This is a genomic window from Demequina silvatica, assembly GCF_000971215.1.
Lineage (GTDB): Bacteria > Actinomycetota > Actinomycetes > Actinomycetales > Demequinaceae > Demequina > Demequina silvatica.
Map to the genome: position 1 here is coordinate 505,932 of NZ_BBMA01000002.1, position 14,480 is coordinate 520,411.

Consider the following 14,480-nt stretch of genomic DNA (forward strand, 5'->3'; position numbering starts at 1 on the left):
CCGCCCGGCCGCTCAGGCGATCCGGGGGGACGATGGCCGACGCACGCACCGCACGCCGGGGCGCCCTGCGCGTCGCGTCCTGGGTGGCGCTGCTCACCGTCGCGCTGGCCGTGGGCCTCGCCGCGCCTCCGGCCGATGCGGCCGGACGGACGGCGGCCCGCGTCACCATCGACACGGTGCGGCCCGCGGGCGGCGGGCTGCTGGTCGCGGGCGAGCGGGCGGTGGTGCGGGGCACCGCGTCGGCGAACCTCGGCGGGGCGAGGCTCACGCTGCAGCGCCGGATCGACGGTGAGTGGGTCCGCTCCGGCACCTCGACCAGGGTCGGGCCACGCGGCGGCTTCAGGATCGCGTTCACCGCGCGCGGCATGGGCGCAACTCGATACCGGGTGGTCGCCGACGGCACCGCGACCCGGGCGCCCGCACGGGACGCGAGCACCGTCACCGTGTGGCGGTGGATCTCGCTGGTCCCGCACCGCGTGGACTCGAGCCTGCGCGTGGGCCCGGCGACCGTGGGCGGCTGGCGCTACGCGCGCGTCCTGCACGCCGCGGGAACGGCGGGCGGGCCCGCGGACGTGGGCACCATCGCGCTCGACGGCCGCTGCGACCGCGTCACCGCGGTGGTGGGCGTGACGGACCGATCCGCCCCCGCCTTCCTCACCGTGTTCGCCCTGTCGCTCGACGGCGTTCCCCGGCTCCAGGGCGCCGCCGTCGGGACTGGCATGTCCGCGCTGGTCGCGCTCAAGACGGCCGGTGCCGACAGGCTCGGGCTCGAGGCCGAGTACCCCGCACTTCCTGGAGCCTCCGCCGGTCACGCCGTGTGGGCGCAGCCCCAGGGCCTCTGCCGCGCGTACCCGGGCAGGTGAAGCGCGCCTCAGCGCGCGGCCACCGCGACCTGGTCGCCCACCCGCATCACGCCGGGCACCGCGACCTCGCAGTACACCGCGATGCACGCGTCGCGGCGCTCCCCCAGCGGCTTGAGCCACCGCGTGGTGCCCTCGGCGCCGTTCTGCGCGAGGTCGATCACGCGGCAGCGCTCGTTGCGCTTGACCGCGCGCAGCACCACCTCACCGAGGCCCACTTCCGAGCCGATCCACGCCTCCTCCTCGAAGGGTTCGGAGGTCTCGACCACCACGTTGACGCGCAGCCGCCGCGGGTCCGCGTCCGCGCCCAGCTCCGCCCGGCACCAGTCGAGCGTCGCGGTTCCGACCACGGAGACGGGCCGCGAGTCGAAGAAGGTCCGCTCCCCCGGCGTCTCGGCCTTGACCGCGAGCGGCTCGCCCGTCGCGGCGCTCAGCTCGGCGTCGAGCTCGGGCGACCCCGCGACCCAGGCGCGGTCGCCGCGGGAGACCACCACCGCATCGTCCCCCAGGCGTGCCGTGTAGGCCATGACCCGCTCGAGCGGGCGCCAGCGGCTGCCGCGCTTGCCGGCCGCGAACAGCCCGCGCGCGTCGAGGACCGCGAGCGCGCGGTCGCCCGCCAGGCCCCGCGCGTCGACCTCGACGGACTGGAGGGTCTCGCCGCGCATGGCCTTGACGGGGTACCGGTCCAGGGAGACGATGCGCACCCCGCCAGCGTAGGGCCGGTCGCCAAGCCATGTGCCAATGGGGGCAGGCGTCCGACGTTGCGGCCCCGGGGTCAGCCGATCCTCGGGCAGACCAGACCATCAACGGCCTGTACAAGGCCGAGCGCATCCCCACCCCGGTGTTCCACGGCCGCTACAAGGCCATCGCGAAAACCGAGTTCGCCACCGCCGGTTGGGTTGACTGGTACGACACCCGTAGGCTCCACTCGAGCCTGGGATACATCCCACCAGCCGAGCACGAGCAGGCTCACTCCGCCGCCCTCACCCGAGAGCCGCAACCCGCATGGGAGCGGCAGAAGAGCTGGGGCGCGTCACGTGTCCGCGGACGTGGGTCGTGCCCCGGACCACGTCTCACGTGGTTTCGCGCCCGAGGTACGGCGCGATCGCTTCCGTAAACGTCGCTCCGGTCGAAAAGCGCTCACCGGCGATGTACAGCGCGCCGAGCTGCCCATCAACCTCGCCCATTTCGATGTCGCGCCACGTGAATCGCCGTACGTCCCTGATGCGGCGGAACCCTCCAATCACGCTTCGTGCCATAACGATGCGATCGGAGCTGAAACAGAATAAGAACTCCGGGGAATCCCGCAATGGTCGACTGGTCAAAAAGGTCGCCGCCGCCGTCTGCTGTCGCGCACGAACCTTCTGCCATTGGCGCATATCCGCAAAGTCACCGCGAACAACAGCTCCCGCACCGTCAAATCGGTGGCCTAATCGAAAACTCCAGAGGCATCCGGCGAGCCGCAGACCCCATGACACGCTCCCCGCAGAATTCGTCACAGAAGCCCTCCAGCATGATCTAGAACCTACATCCATGCCGGTCCGGCGTCGGAGTAGGCATTGTGAAAATCTTCGTCGACGCGCACACCATAGCGACGAAATGCTTGCACAAGCGCAATAAAGCACAGAGTGTGAAGCACGCCATGGCTCCCGAGTTTTCGGCCCGGGAACCTCCGCTCGTTAGAGTGGCGTGACGATGGACATCGCAGCCCCCGCGCCCGCCGCACCCCCCGCCGAGATCACCCTCCCGTCGAAGGCGCGCATGCGCGCCGAGGTGTGGATAGTGCTCGGGCTGTCGCTCGGGCAGACCGCCGTGTACGCCGCGATCCGCCTCATCGAGCGCTACGTCGACACCACGCCCATCTCGGGCCAGACCACCACGCTCAACCCGAGCCGGTCCAGCATCGACTGGATCGACCTGATCCGCCAGGTCCTCGGGATCGGTTTCGCCCTGGTGCCCGTCGCCCTGGCGCTGTACCTGCTCAGCCAGCACGGCGCATCGTCCCGGGTCAGGCTCGGCCTGGTGGGACCCGCGCGCAGGTGGTGGGGCGACGTGGGCTGGGGCGCGATCCTCGCGGCGTGCATCGGGCTGCCGGGGCTCGCGCTGTACGCGATCTCGCGGGCGCTCGGGCAGACAGTCACCATCGACACGTCGGGCCTGCCGGACATGTGGTGGTCGGCCACCATCCTGCTGCTGTCCGCGGCCGCCGCGGGCGTGCTTGAGGAGTTCGTGGTGGTGGGCTTCGTGCTCACCAGGCTGCGGGATCTGGGGCGGTCGCCGTGGACCGCGATCATCCTCGCGGCGCTGCTGCGCGGCGCCTACCACCTGTATCAGGGCTGGCCCATGGCGCTCGGCAACGTGGTGATGGGCCTGGTGTTCGGTTGGGTGTACGTCCGCCGCGGGCGGCTGGCACCGCTGGTGCTGGCGCACTGGACGCTCGACGCGGTCGCGTTCATCGGGCCCGAGGTGGTGCCGCACGCGTGGCTCGAGTCGCTCGGGGTCGCGTGACCCCTCCGCGGTCCCCCGGGTGGTGGGCGCGCGCCCGTAGACTCGCCGCATGACCGCCGACGTCCCCGTGCCGCGCGAGGACGCGCCGACGGTCCGGATAGTCGACGAGCCCGAGACCCGCGTCCGCCGCTTCACGGACGTCATCGGCATCGCGGGCACCGCGATCGGCATCGTGGGCGTGCTGCTGCTGGGCGAGTTCGCGATCGGCACCACCGAGGGCCTCACCCAGGACATCTCCTCGATCTCGCCGTTCCTGCAGCGGCTGCTGGTCGCGCCGGTCAACCTGTTCACCGCGATCCTCGCGATCGTGATCCCCGCCGTGATCATCACGGACATGCTGGTCCGCCGCGAGCCGCGCCGCATCATCGAGGCGCTGGGCGCGGGCGTGCTGGGCGTGATCGTCACCCTGATCGCGGCGCTCATGCTCTACGGCTGGGGCGGCGATGCGCTGCAGGCGAGCCTCACCCCCCGCGGCGCCGAGATGCTCCAGCTGCCCGCCTACGTGGGCGCCATCAGCGCGCTCCTCACCGCCGCCGGGCGCCGGTCCACGCGCCGCAGCCTGTCGCTGTCGTGGAACATGCTGTGGTTCGGGCTCGCGATCGCCGTCATCTTCGGCGTGGTGACCATCCCGTCGGCGCTGCTCACCGTGCTGCTGGGCCGCCTCGCGGGCCTCGCGCTGCGCTACTGGCTGGGTTCCACGGCCGACCGCGCCTACGGCGACAGCCTGGTGGAGGGGTTGCGTCGCGCGGGCTTCCGCGCCCGGTCCCTGGTACGGGCCGACATCGGGCACGATGCGGTGCACCCCGAGCTCGACGCCGTCACCGACGCTCTGGCCAGGACGCGACAAGGGCGGGTCTACGCGATGACCACGGTCGAGGGGCACCACCTGCTGGTGGTCGCGCTCGACGGCGATCAGCAGGCCGCCGGCTTCGTGTCGAAGATGTGGCGGTCGCTGCGCTTGCGCGGCATCGACACGCGTCCCGACGTGTCGCTGCGCCAGAGCGCGGAGGCCACCGCGCTGGTGTCGCACGCCGCGCGCGTGGCGGGGGTGCGCACGGGGCGCGTCCTGGGGATGGGCCAGATCCGCGACACCATGCTGCTGGTGTACCAGCGCCCGCCGGTGTCGCGGCCGCTCGCCGACGTGCCCGCCGAGGAGCTCACCGACGCCGTGCTCGACGCGCTGTGGACCGAGGTCGCGACCGCGCACCGCGCCGGCATCTCCCACCGCCAGCTCAACGCCGACACCATCCTGGTGGGCGACGACGTCGACGTAGACCCCGCCGTGTGGCTCACGTCCTGGGAGATGGGCGAGGCGGCCACCAGCACGTTCGCGCAGCGGATCGACGTGGCGCAGGTGCTCGCGCTGATCGCGGCGCGCGTCGGGGCGGAGCGGGCTGTGGAGTCGGCGTTCCGGGCGCTGGGTGCCGAGCCCGTCGAGCAGGCGGCGCCGCTGCTGCAGACCATCGCCCTGCCGCCGCACACCCGCGGGGAGCTCAAGGACAGCGAGCACGGCAAGGTCCTCGAGGCGGTGCGCGAGGCGATCCTCGAGCGGTCGCCCGAGGCGGAGGTCGCCAGCGAGAACATCGTGCGCTTCGGCGGCCGGACCGTCATGACGATCGCGCTCGGCCTGGTGGCCGCGGTGGTGATCCTCGCGAGCTTCAACACCCAGCAGTTCATCGACGCGGTGCAGCAGGCGAACCCGTGGTGGCTGGTGGTCGGGTTCATGTGGGCGCTCCTGACCTTTGTCGGGGCTGCCCTCGCCCTGGTGGCCTTCAGCCCCGTGAAGGTGCCGTTCTCGAGGGTGCTGCTCACCCAGGTGGCGGCCGCGTACATCTCGGTGGCGGTGCCGGCGGGCGTCGGGCCAGCCGCGCTGAACCTCCGGCTGCTCACCAAGCGCAAGGTGCCCACGCCGCTCGCGGTCGCCACCGTGGCGCTGGTGCAGGTGAGCTCCGTGGTGGTCACCGTGCTCGGCCTCGTGGGGCTGACGCTGGCGTCCGGGTCGCAGGGCGCGCTGGCGGCGCTGCCCTCGACGGCGGTGGTGATCGCGTTCGGCGTGGTGGTGCTGGTGATCGTGGCCGCACTGCTGGTGCCCGCGGTGCGCGGGTGGGCGATGAAGCGGATCATGCCGATGCTGCGCCAGACCTGGCCGCGCCTCACCCAGGTGATGGGCCAGCCGTGGCGCCTCGCGCTAGGCATCGCGGGCAACCTGCTTCTCACTATCGGATTCGTGGGGGCGTTCCAGTCCTCGCTGCTGGCATTCAACCAGCATCTGGCCGTCATCGACGTCGCGGTGCTGTTCTTCGTGGGTAACGCCGTGGGTGCCGCGGTGCCGACGCCTGGTGGCCTGGGCGCGGTCGAGATCGCGCTCACCACCGGTCTCACCGGTGCGGGGCTGCCCTACGCGGTGGCGCTTTCCGCGGTGCTGGTCTATCGCTTGCTTACCTACTGGCTGCGGATCCCCCTGGGGTACTTCGCCATGAAGTACCTGGAGCGCAAGGGCGAGCTGTAGGTCTGTCGGTTGTCGCTCGACTTCGGCAATCGGACCCTGGGTGAGCAATCTTGCCTTTCTAGTGCGGCAATATCCAAGGTGCGCACTTTCGCACCGGGGCCGCCGTCGCATCACACCTCGCCTCACGTGCAAGGCCCGCAGACGTCAGCAGGCCGGGCGGGACCGCCCTCGTCGTGGGCATATCGGCGCGCCAGTCGGGCCACGGCGAGGCTGCGATGACCCGACGATCGCGCGGCTGGCCGATGCGTCGGCCGGGCGTCAGGCGGTAGGCGTCCACCCCTGGGGGGTAGTGATGAGCAGGCGTGCGCCCGAGGCTGCGGGGTCGACGGCGATCGCGACGAGGGCCTTGGCGACGTTCGCGAACGGCAGCGTGGGAAGCCCCGGCACCTTGGCGACGGTCGCGAGCGGCTGGACCGCGGCCTCAGGCAGCGTCGGGGAGTCCTTGAGGTTCACCGGATACGTGATCGTGTAGTCCAGGCCCGAGGCGACCAGCTGTGCGTCGGCGGCGGCCTTGTCGGCGAAGAACCCCTTGAGCACGGTGCGGTAGAGGAGGCGTGCGAAGCCCGAGGCCTTCGGGGCGGTATCGCCCGCGCCGAACGCCGAGACGAGCACCACGCGCTGAACCGCGGCGGTGCGGACCGCGTCGATGATGCTCGGCAGCGCGCGCTGCATGAACGACGCGTCGCGCATGGAACCGGTGATGGCCACGATCACCGCGTCCGCGCCCGCGGCCGCGGAGGCGAGCGCGGCGCTGTCCGAGGCGTCGCCTGCGGCCACGGTCAGGCCGGGGCGGGCCTCGACGGCCTCGGGCCGACGCACGTACGCGACGACCTCGTGCCCGGCGGCGAGCGCCTCGTCCACGGTGCGCGAGCCGACGTTTCCGGTTGCTCCGATGACGACGATCTTCATGTGCTGTGCTCCTGGATCACTAGGTGGCGAGGGTTTGATGGGGCGGCTGATGCCGCGCGGGCTCAGTGCGCGGTGCTCGACTCGAGCACGCTCCGCCATGCGCTCATGCAGGCCTCGAGGGCCTGCTCGGTGCCAACACCCGCGTCGGCGGCGTGACGCGCGGTGAACTCCACGAAGGCGAGCCATGCGCCGAACGACAGTCGACGCTCCGGCGTGTCGGGCGCTCCGGTCGCAGCGATGAGACGGTCGACCTGGACCACGTGGTTCGCGGCAGCGATGCGAGTCACCTCGGGCGAGCCGGCCTCATCGGCGGCATAGAGCTCCCGGATACCGCCGGAGCTCTCGGCGAAGTGGGCGAAGTACGTACGGAGCGCGCGCTCGATGTTCTCCTGCGGCGAGCGGGTCTCGTCCGGGGCGGTCGCGACGAGCAGCCGGTCCGCTTCGCGCTGCAGCACCGCCTCGAGCAGGCTCTGCTTGCCGGGGAAGTAGTGGTAGACGAGCGGACGGGTCACGCCCGCGTCGCGTGCGATCGCGCTCATGGAGGCACCCGCCACACCGTCGCGCGCGAAGTGGCGCGCGGCGACCGCCTCGATCTGCTCGCGCCGCTGGTCGGGCGAGAGGCGCGGCGAAGGCGATCGGTTTGTCACCTGACTAATATACTTCCACTCACACGATCACGCGCACAGACCCCGGGGGAGGACCATGACGACCGTCGCACCGGACACCTCGACGTCCCGCATCGCCTGGAGCACCGTTCAGCCGTGGCTGTCCACCGCGGTCCGCCTCGGCATGGCCGCCAGCCTCATCGCCGCAGCGATGCCCAAGCTGCTGGACATCCCGCAGTCGATCATCGCGGTGCGCGCCTACCGCATCCTCCCCGAGACCGTCGTGCCCCTCGTGGGCACCCTGCAGCCGTTCCTCGAGCTTCTCCTCGCGGCGTTCCTGGTCCCCGGGCTCTTCACCCGCGCCGCGGCCGTGATGTGGCTCGCGATGATGGCCGCCTACACCACCGGCGTCATCTGGGCTTGGTCGCAAGGCCTCAGCATCGACTGCGGCTGCTTCGGCGGAGGCGGCGAGGTCGCAGAAGGCACCACCAACTATCCCCTCCACCTGCTCGAACGCGCCGGCTTCATCGCTCTGGGCGCATTCCTCGTCGTGCTGCCCCGCTCGCGCCTGTCGCTCGACGGATGGATGCGGGACGCATAGGAATTGCCGACGGCTCCCGCTATTCGCGACCGCACCACCGCACACGCACCTGATCGCGCCGCGCATTGCAGCGCCGACGCCTGCGCGGCGACCACAGCGGTCGGTGACCGGCAACCTCCGACAGTGACGAAAGAATCCCCATGTAGACCGCGGTGTCGAGGAATTGCCAAGATGTAGCGCACCCGTTCGTGCTTGCCGGTCGTCTCAGTTGTGCGGGCGCACATCGTGGCAACGTGCCAACTTAGGCACCTACCCGACAAGGTCCGATCCGCCCATCGGATCCCAGGGCACCGCGACCGATTCGCGCAGACGCGACGAGCACCGGGCGCCAGGTCAGCCGGGATCGCTCCGCGTGCGCGTCTGCGGCGTCGCGACCCTGCGCGCAGAGATCACCTCAGCGAGCCTGGCCCCCGTAGCCCACAGCAGCACTCCGACGAGGCCCCCGAGGATGTTGGTCCATGCATCGGTGACGCTTGGGGTGCCACCGAACGGGAATCGCTGGAGGGTCTCGAGGCACAGCGGGAAGGCCACCGCGGCAACAACCGCCCAGCGGCGCCGACCGGGACCCCACGCCCACGTCATGACGATCGCCCATGCGGTGAACAGTGCGAAGTTGAGGAAGGCCAACGCGGCCCCGTAGTCGTCAAGCAGGTCGGCCCCGATCGCGTCAGGAAGGTCACCTAACCAGCACCACTCCCATGCGAGAGGGTCTCCGGTGGTCGGAAACCTGCGGCCGCTGCCCGGCCGCACCCCGAGGATGCTCACCGCGAGAGCGACCGTCACGCCGACGGCGACCGAGGTCCGTCCCCGAGCGCGGGCGATCGGGAGCCCCGGGTCCGCGAAGCGGCGCTTCGACGCGAACCACGTAAAGAATCCGGCGACAGCACCGCATGCGAGCGCGAACCAGGCGACGTCACCGACGTGTGTCGACCACCCATCTCACGAGCTCATCCCCCAGATCCCGCACCACGACGCCCGGCACCGAGCGCTGCCCCGTCAGATGGTGCGACCGTTGGAATGTAGCGCGGGCGCACCCCCGAGGCTGAGACCGCCGCAGCGAGCACGCTCCGCCGCGGGCGCCCGCTTCCGGAGCCCTACCCTTCGGGCAACGGGGTCGGGGCGATAAGCGCGGCTGTCCGCACGGGAACTGCGATCCGCTCGACGGCGCGCACCACCTCGGCGGCGTCGCGAGTCTCCGCGTCGAGCGCGCGGTGGATGGTGAGGCCCTCGATGAGCGCGTCGAGCTGCCGTGCGGTCTCGGGGTCGAAGTGCAGCTCGAGCGCGGCGCGGCTCCGTGCCATCCACGCGGAGGTGATGGTGCGGTACTCGGCCCGGCGTGCGGCGAGCGTGTACAGCTCATGCGTGAGCACCAGGTCGCGGGCGCTGCCGAACACGTCCTCGGTGATGATCGCGACCACGGCCGCCCGGGCCGAATCGTGGTCGGCGGCGTCCGACATGCGCCGCACGAACTGCTCGCTGCCGGTGACGGCGAACCGCGTGAACGCCTCGTGCAGGAGATCGTCCATGCCAGCGAAGTAGTAGGTCATCGAGCCCAGCGGCACGCCTGCCGCCTCGGCGACCTTGCGATGGCTCGTGCCGGCGACGCCGGCCTCCGCGATCACGTCGAGGCACGCGTCGATGATGCGGTCGCGCCGCTCGGGATCGTTGCGCCGACCCCGGCGCGTGCCCGGCACCGCCACGTCACTCGCCATCGTGGTCGCCGATCGTGCGGATGACACGGGCGGGGTTGCCGACGGCGACCACGTTCGCGGGGATGTCCTTGGTGACCACGGAGCCCGCACCGATCACGCTGTTCTCTCCGATGGAGACGCCCGGGCAGACGATCACTCCGCCACCGAGCCACACGTTGTCGCCGATGACGATGGGCTTCGCGGCCTCGAGCTTGTCGCGGCGCGGCTGCGGGTCGATGGGATGCGTCGGGGTGAGCAGCTGGACGTTCGGGCCGATCTGGCAGTCCTCCCCGATGGTGATCGTGGCGACGTCGAGCGCGCACAGGTTGTAGTTGATGAAGGTGCGCGCGCCGACGTGCAGGTTCTCGCCGTAGTCGACGAAGAGCGGTGCGTTGATGTGCGCATCCTCCCCGAGCGTGCCGAGAAGGTCGCTCAACAGCCCTCGGGCGCCGGGATCGCCCGCGACGGTCGCCCGGTGGTAGGCGTCGACGAGCCTGACACCACGCTCGTGAAGCCGAGCGTTCTCGGGATCGTCGGCGATGTAGAGGTCGCCGTCAAGCATCCGCTGCCGGTTCGTGCGGGGGTCACCCGCGAAGTAATCCGCCATCGCATCACCGTAGCACCCGATGTGTACAGACGTACTCATTTGTGGGTACAGTGGCAACCGGCACGTCTCCTCGGCACGTCGCAACGGCCGGACCCGGCGTGCCTCACGTTCTCAAGGAAGCACCGCTCTCACCATGTACGCCCTTCTGCTCTCGATCATCTACGTCGCGTTCGTCAGCCTCGGTCTTCCCGACTCGCTCATCGGCGCGGGCTGGCCCGTCATGCACGGTGATCTCGGTGTGCCGGTGGGCTTCGCGGGCATCCTGACGATGGTCGTCGCGGGCGGCACCATCGTCTCGAGCCTGCTCTCCGAGCGGCTCACGCACCGGTTCGGCGCCGGGCTCGTCACCGCGGTCAGCGTGGGCATGACCGCGGCGGCGCTGATCGGATTCTCCGTGTCGGGTGAGTTCTGGATGCTGTGCCTGTGGGCCATCCCCTACGGCCTCGGCGCCGGCGCGGTCGATGCCGCGCTCAACAACTATGTCGCGCTGCACTACGCCGCGAAGCACATGAACTGGCTCCACAGCTTCTGGGGCGTCGGCGCCTCGATCAGCCCCTTCATCATGAGCTACGCCCTCGGCGCGGGCCTCGGCTGGTCCGGCGCCTACCAGACGGTCGGCATCATCCAGGCGGCCCTGACGGTCCTGCTCTTCCTGAGCCTCACGCTGTGGACTCGCGTGAACTCTGCGGACCCGCACGCCGATGACGACGCGAGCGCCACCGGCGAGGTGTCCGCGCGGAAGCACGTCCCCCTGCGCACCGCGCTGCGCATTCCCGGCGTGCCGCTCATCCTCGGCGCGTTCTTCGCCTACTGCGCGGTCGAGTCCACCGCGATCCTGTGGGCCTCCACCTACCTGGTCACCGACCGTGGCGTGGACGCCGCGACCGCCGCCGCGTTCGCCTCGCTCTTCCTCCTGGGAATCACCGGCGGACGGTTCCTGGCCGGATTCGTCGCCGACCGCATCGGCGACCGCCTCCTCATCCGCGGCGGTTTCATCACCGTCGCGGTGGGCGTCGCGCTCATCGCGCTGCCGCTGCCCACCGACGTGTTCGCCCTGGCAGGCTTGGTTCTCGCCGGGCTCGGCAGCGCGCCCATCTACCCGGCGATCATCCATTCCACCCCGGTGAACTTCGGGCGCCGCAACTCGCAGGCGATCATCGGGATCCAGATGGCGGCCGCCTACACCGGCTCCACCCTGGCGCCGCCGCTGTTCGGCGCCCTGTCCTCCTGGGTCGGCTTGTGGACCTTCCCGCTCTTCCTCGCCGCCCTCGTGGCGTTGGGCCTGATCATGTCCGAGCGCCTCAACCGCCGCATCGCCGCGTCACGGAGCGACGCCAACGTGACGTCGCCCGTGGCAGCGGACACGCCCTGACAGCACGATCGCGCTACAGCCTGAGCGACCCTGAGCGCCAAGAATCGGATCGGAACGACTCGCCCGAACTGTTCGTGCAGTTCGACAACGCACGGTTGCCATGGCCGACCATCGGAGTGAAATGCCGCTACCGCACCCTTGAGCTTCGCCGTGAGGGGTGCGACCGTCGCGTCGAACAAGTGAGGCGGAGCTCGGGCTCCACGCGCCGGCTCATCCACGGCCCGACCGCACAGGGCTATTGACCTCGTCGCCTCAGTCAGGTGTCGACCCGGGCACGCCAGTAGCCCGGGCGTCTCCTCGCGTGTGCGACGGCGACTACGGCCAGCACGTGGTCTCGGACAACGTAGACAACCCGATACGGGAATCCGTCGACGCCCTTCGCACGCACAGCAGGCACGCGATCCCAACCCCACCAGATCGCCCACGCTTCCGGCGCTTGGACCGCGGCATCAACCGCCGAAAGGACGGCACCCTCGAACCGATCGCCAAGTCCAGCTTCGCGCTGCTCGTACCATTCGACGTCGGCGACAAACTCGGCGAGCGCCGCCGGGTGCCACTCGATCCTCACGCGCTAGGCCTGCCGACGAGCCGCCTGACGCGCCGCGCGCCGATCCGCGAGATGCGTCCGGACCTCCTCGTGAGGGATGGTCACCACCTCGCCGTCGAGGATGCTGTCGAGGCGTGCGGCGATCTCTGCCGTCCACCGCTGGTCGAGCAACTCCTGATCCTCCCGCTCGAGCGATTCGAGCAGCCGGAGAGCGACATCTTTGCGCACCGAGGGAGGCAGGTTCATGCCCGCCTCGTATAACTCCGATGCGCTCAGCGACATGCCATCAGTGTAGGCACCACCACCGACTCGCCTCGGGTGACCGATAGCAACGAAACCACGAGCACGACCGGGCGCGGTGCCGCTCGGACCACGCGCGCCGGAGAGTTGGAGCAACAGCCCGGCCGTCGGACCCCGGGGTTAGTGTGGCCGGATGGTCGAGGTCATCCTGTTCCATCACGCCGGCGGTCTCACGGACGGAGTGCTCGCGTTCGCCTCCGCGCTGCGCGACGCCGGGCACACCGTGCACACGCCGGACCTGTTCGAGGGCCGCACCTTCGACGCCGTCGATGACGGCGTCGCGTTCGCCCAGTCCCATCCACCGGGCACCATGGCGCGGCGCGCCGCGGAGGCCATCGCGGACCTCCCCGCCGACGTGGTCTATGGAGGGATGTCGATGGGCACGGCGCGGGCGGCCGAGGCCGTGCTCGAGCGGCCGGGCGCGCGAGGCGCGTTCTTCCTCTACGGCGCGATCGCGCCATCGTGGTGGGACGCCGAGTGGCCCGCCGGGGTGCCATCCCAGGCCCACGTGAACTCGAAGGACCCGTGGCGCGAGGTCGACGCCGAGGAGGAGTACGCCGCGGCGGTGCCGGACGGCGAGCTGTTCGTCTACGAGGGCAGCGGCCACCTGTTCGCCGAACCGGGGCACCCGGACCACGATCCGGACTCGGCCGCGATGGCGATCGACCGGGTGCTCGCCCTCCTCGCGGACCTGTAGCGCGCCCCGCGGACCCTCAGGACGGCCCGCACCAGTACTGACGGTCGGCGCTCGCGGTGTCGCCGGTGGAGACACCCGCGCCACCCCAGTAGACGGGGTTCATGAACGTCGGGGTCCCGCTGTCGCGCAGCACCATCGTCTCCGTGTCCGGCTCGACGCCGTCGACGTGGATCCGCACCACCTGCCCGGCGGCGTGGCTCGGGTCGCCGGCGTAGTCGACCACGCACACGATCTCCGGCGCGGCCGCGGGCGCGGGGCCGGCGGCGCCCAGCAGCGTCCCGCAGTTGCCCTGCGACGCCGCGAGCGCACACAGCTCGGCCTCGCTGCCCCGCGCGGAATGGAGCGCCGCGACCGCCTCCTCCAGCGCCGCGAGATCGAACGGCTCGGGCTCGGCGCGCGACGCCTGCCACCAGAGCCCGCCAGCGACCGCGACCGCCGCCACCGCCCCAGCCGCGACGCCCACGCTCGGCGACCAGCGCATCGTCCCCCCAGACCTCGCGCGCGCGAGCGCGCGAACCATCGCTCACATCCCTGGTAGATCGCGGCATCGCGATCTGCAGGCACACTACCGCGCACGGGCCGCCGCGGTCACGCGCGACGGCTCAGTACGCCATGTCCCCCGTCGCGGGCGGCTCGCCGGTGGGCCCGTACCGCAGCTGCACCGTGCCTGCCGACCCGGTGACGGCCGGCTCGAGCAGCCGGAGCGCCGCGGGCGTGGCGCCGTCCGGGAACACCTTCTTCCCCTGCCCCAGCACCACCGGGTACACCCAGAGGTTCAGCACGTCGAAGAGCCCCTCTGTGAGCAGCGTCTGCACCAGGTCCACGCTCCCGATGACGTGCACGTCCGCGTGGCGCTCGCGCAGCGCGCGCACCTCAGGCACAAGATCGGCCCCCACACGCGAGGACCCGCGCCACGTCAGCGCGACCTCGCCGCGGCTCGCGACGTACTTGGGGACCTCAGCGAACCGGCGCCCGATCGCGCCGTCGCGGACCGACTCGTGCAGCGGCCAGTACGCCGCGAAGATCTCGTAGGTGCGCCGCCCGAGCAGAAGCGCGTCCATCGACGCGATGCCGGCCGTGACGCTCTCGCCCACCATCGCGTCCATGAGAGGCGCCTGCCACCCCCCGAAGGGGAAGCCGCTGGACGCGTCCTCGTCCGGTCCGCCCGGGGCCTGGCAGACCCCGTCGAGCGTGGTGAACAGGTCGATGCTGATCCGGCCCATGACGGCTCCTTCGGCTCGGTGACGCGCACCCGCCTTCGAGCATAGGCACCG

Annotated in this window: 18 protein-coding genes; 7 read left to right on the plus strand and 11 right to left on the minus strand. The window is 71.1% G+C overall.

The features are described 5' to 3' along the window. The first annotated feature begins 32 nt into the window (after positions 1–32). Positions 33–863 (plus strand): NPCBM/NEW2 domain-containing protein, encoded by an 831-nt coding sequence (locus AOM05_RS02410; protein ID WP_062519135.1) that lies wholly within the window; start codon positions 33–35, stop codon positions 861–863. Between the two features lie 8 nt (positions 864–871). On the opposite strand, the gene AOM05_RS02415 is transcribed toward AOM05_RS02410, so the two are convergent. After that, positions 872–1,564: an MOSC domain-containing protein gene (locus AOM05_RS02415; RefSeq protein WP_062519137.1), complete on the minus strand. Its 693-nt coding sequence runs from the start codon at positions 1,562–1,564 to the stop codon at positions 872–874. Positions 1,565–1,593: 29 nt separating this feature from the next. Between AOM05_RS02415 and AOM05_RS14740 the strand changes: the two genes are divergently transcribed. Next, positions 1,594–1,977 carry an integrase core domain-containing protein gene (locus AOM05_RS14740; RefSeq protein WP_156164998.1) on the plus strand — a complete coding sequence of 128 codons (384 nt, stop codon included), beginning with the start codon at positions 1,594–1,596 and terminating at the stop codon, positions 1,975–1,977. Here the strand turns inward: AOM05_RS14740 and AOM05_RS02420 are convergent. Continuing rightward, the gene (locus AOM05_RS02420) at positions 1,934–2,239 is read right to left on the minus strand and encodes a hypothetical protein (RefSeq protein WP_062519139.1); all 306 of its coding nucleotides are present in this window, start codon (positions 2,237–2,239) and stop codon (positions 1,934–1,936) included. The two genes, AOM05_RS14740 and AOM05_RS02420, sit on opposite strands and share 44 nt — an antisense overlap. Positions 2,240–2,555: 316 nt before the next feature. On the opposite strand from AOM05_RS02420, the gene AOM05_RS02425 reads away from it, so the two are divergent. Both AOM05_RS02425 and AOM05_RS02430 read left to right on the plus strand, forming a co-directional pair. Beyond that, positions 2,556–3,368: a CPBP family intramembrane glutamic endopeptidase gene (locus AOM05_RS02425; RefSeq protein ID WP_062519141.1), complete on the plus strand. Its 813-nt coding sequence runs from the start codon at positions 2,556–2,558 to the stop codon at positions 3,366–3,368. A 49-nt stretch (positions 3,369–3,417) separates the two neighbouring features. Next, positions 3,418–5,877: a lysylphosphatidylglycerol synthase transmembrane domain-containing protein gene (locus tag AOM05_RS02430; RefSeq protein WP_062519144.1), complete on the plus strand. Its 2,460-nt coding sequence runs from the start codon at positions 3,418–3,420 to the stop codon at positions 5,875–5,877. A gap of 258 nt (positions 5,878–6,135) precedes the next feature. Here AOM05_RS02430 and AOM05_RS02435 read toward each other — a convergent pair whose 3' ends face one another. Together AOM05_RS02435 and AOM05_RS02440 are read right to left on the minus strand one after the other, a co-directional pair. Then, positions 6,136–6,786 (minus strand): NAD(P)-dependent oxidoreductase, encoded by a 651-nt coding sequence (locus AOM05_RS02435; protein WP_062519145.1) that lies wholly within the window; start codon positions 6,784–6,786, stop codon positions 6,136–6,138. 62 nt (positions 6,787–6,848) lie between these two features. Beyond that, positions 6,849–7,433 (minus strand): TetR/AcrR family transcriptional regulator, encoded by a 585-nt coding sequence (locus tag AOM05_RS02440; RefSeq protein ID WP_062519146.1) that lies wholly within the window; start codon positions 7,431–7,433, stop codon positions 6,849–6,851. 55 nt (positions 7,434–7,488) lie between these two features. On the opposite strand from AOM05_RS02440, the gene AOM05_RS02445 reads away from it, so the two are divergent. Further along, positions 7,489–7,992: a MauE/DoxX family redox-associated membrane protein gene (locus AOM05_RS02445; RefSeq protein WP_062519148.1), complete on the plus strand. Its 504-nt coding sequence runs from the start codon at positions 7,489–7,491 to the stop codon at positions 7,990–7,992. 333 nt (positions 7,993–8,325) lie between these two features. On the opposite strand, the gene AOM05_RS02450 is transcribed toward AOM05_RS02445, so the two are convergent. The 3 genes from AOM05_RS02450 to AOM05_RS02460 all read right to left on the minus strand — a co-directional run bounded on the left by AOM05_RS02450 (position 8,326) and on the right by AOM05_RS02460 (position 10,290). Continuing rightward, on the minus strand, positions 8,326–8,757 hold the full coding sequence (locus tag AOM05_RS02450; RefSeq protein ID WP_156164999.1) for a VanZ family protein: 432 nt from the start codon (positions 8,755–8,757) through the stop codon (positions 8,326–8,328). Between the two features lie 329 nt (positions 8,758–9,086). After that, positions 9,087–9,704, minus strand: a complete 618-nt coding sequence (locus AOM05_RS02455; RefSeq protein ID WP_062519152.1) for a TetR/AcrR family transcriptional regulator — start codon at positions 9,702–9,704, stop codon at positions 9,087–9,089. Then, on the minus strand, positions 9,694–10,290 hold the full coding sequence (locus AOM05_RS02460; RefSeq protein WP_156165000.1) for a sugar O-acetyltransferase: 597 nt from the start codon (positions 10,288–10,290) through the stop codon (positions 9,694–9,696). Before AOM05_RS02460 ends, AOM05_RS02455 begins: the two co-directional genes overlap by 11 nt. Before the next feature lie 133 nt (positions 10,291–10,423). Between AOM05_RS02460 and AOM05_RS02465 the strand changes: the two genes are divergently transcribed. Next, the gene (locus AOM05_RS02465; protein WP_062519156.1) at positions 10,424–11,662 is read left to right on the plus strand and encodes an MFS transporter; all 1,239 of its coding nucleotides are present in this window, start codon (positions 10,424–10,426) and stop codon (positions 11,660–11,662) included. A gap of 256 nt (positions 11,663–11,918) precedes the next feature. On the opposite strand, the gene AOM05_RS02470 is transcribed toward AOM05_RS02465, so the two are convergent. Continuing rightward, entirely contained in the window at positions 11,919–12,230 is a 312-nt protein-coding gene (locus AOM05_RS02470) for a type II toxin-antitoxin system RelE/ParE family toxin (RefSeq protein WP_062519158.1), read from the minus strand. Positions 12,231–12,233: 3 nt separating this feature from the next. Next, positions 12,234–12,491: an addiction module protein gene (locus AOM05_RS02475; protein WP_062519160.1), complete on the minus strand. Its 258-nt coding sequence runs from the start codon at positions 12,489–12,491 to the stop codon at positions 12,234–12,236. A 151-nt stretch (positions 12,492–12,642) separates the two neighbouring features. Between AOM05_RS02475 and AOM05_RS02480 the strand changes: the two genes are divergently transcribed. After that, positions 12,643–13,206, plus strand: a complete 564-nt coding sequence (locus AOM05_RS02480) for a dienelactone hydrolase family protein (protein WP_062519162.1) — start codon at positions 12,643–12,645, stop codon at positions 13,204–13,206. A 16-nt stretch (positions 13,207–13,222) separates the two neighbouring features. Here AOM05_RS02480 and AOM05_RS02485 read toward each other — a convergent pair whose 3' ends face one another. Both AOM05_RS02485 and AOM05_RS02490 read right to left on the minus strand, forming a co-directional pair. Next, complete coding sequence (locus AOM05_RS02485; protein WP_062519164.1) at positions 13,223–13,687, minus strand: hypothetical protein; 465 nt, start codon at positions 13,685–13,687, stop codon at positions 13,223–13,225. A 121-nt stretch (positions 13,688–13,808) separates the two neighbouring features. Beyond that, entirely contained in the window at positions 13,809–14,429 is a 621-nt protein-coding gene (locus tag AOM05_RS02490; protein WP_062519166.1) for a dihydrofolate reductase family protein, read from the minus strand. Between the last annotated feature and the right edge of the window lie 51 nt (positions 14,430–14,480).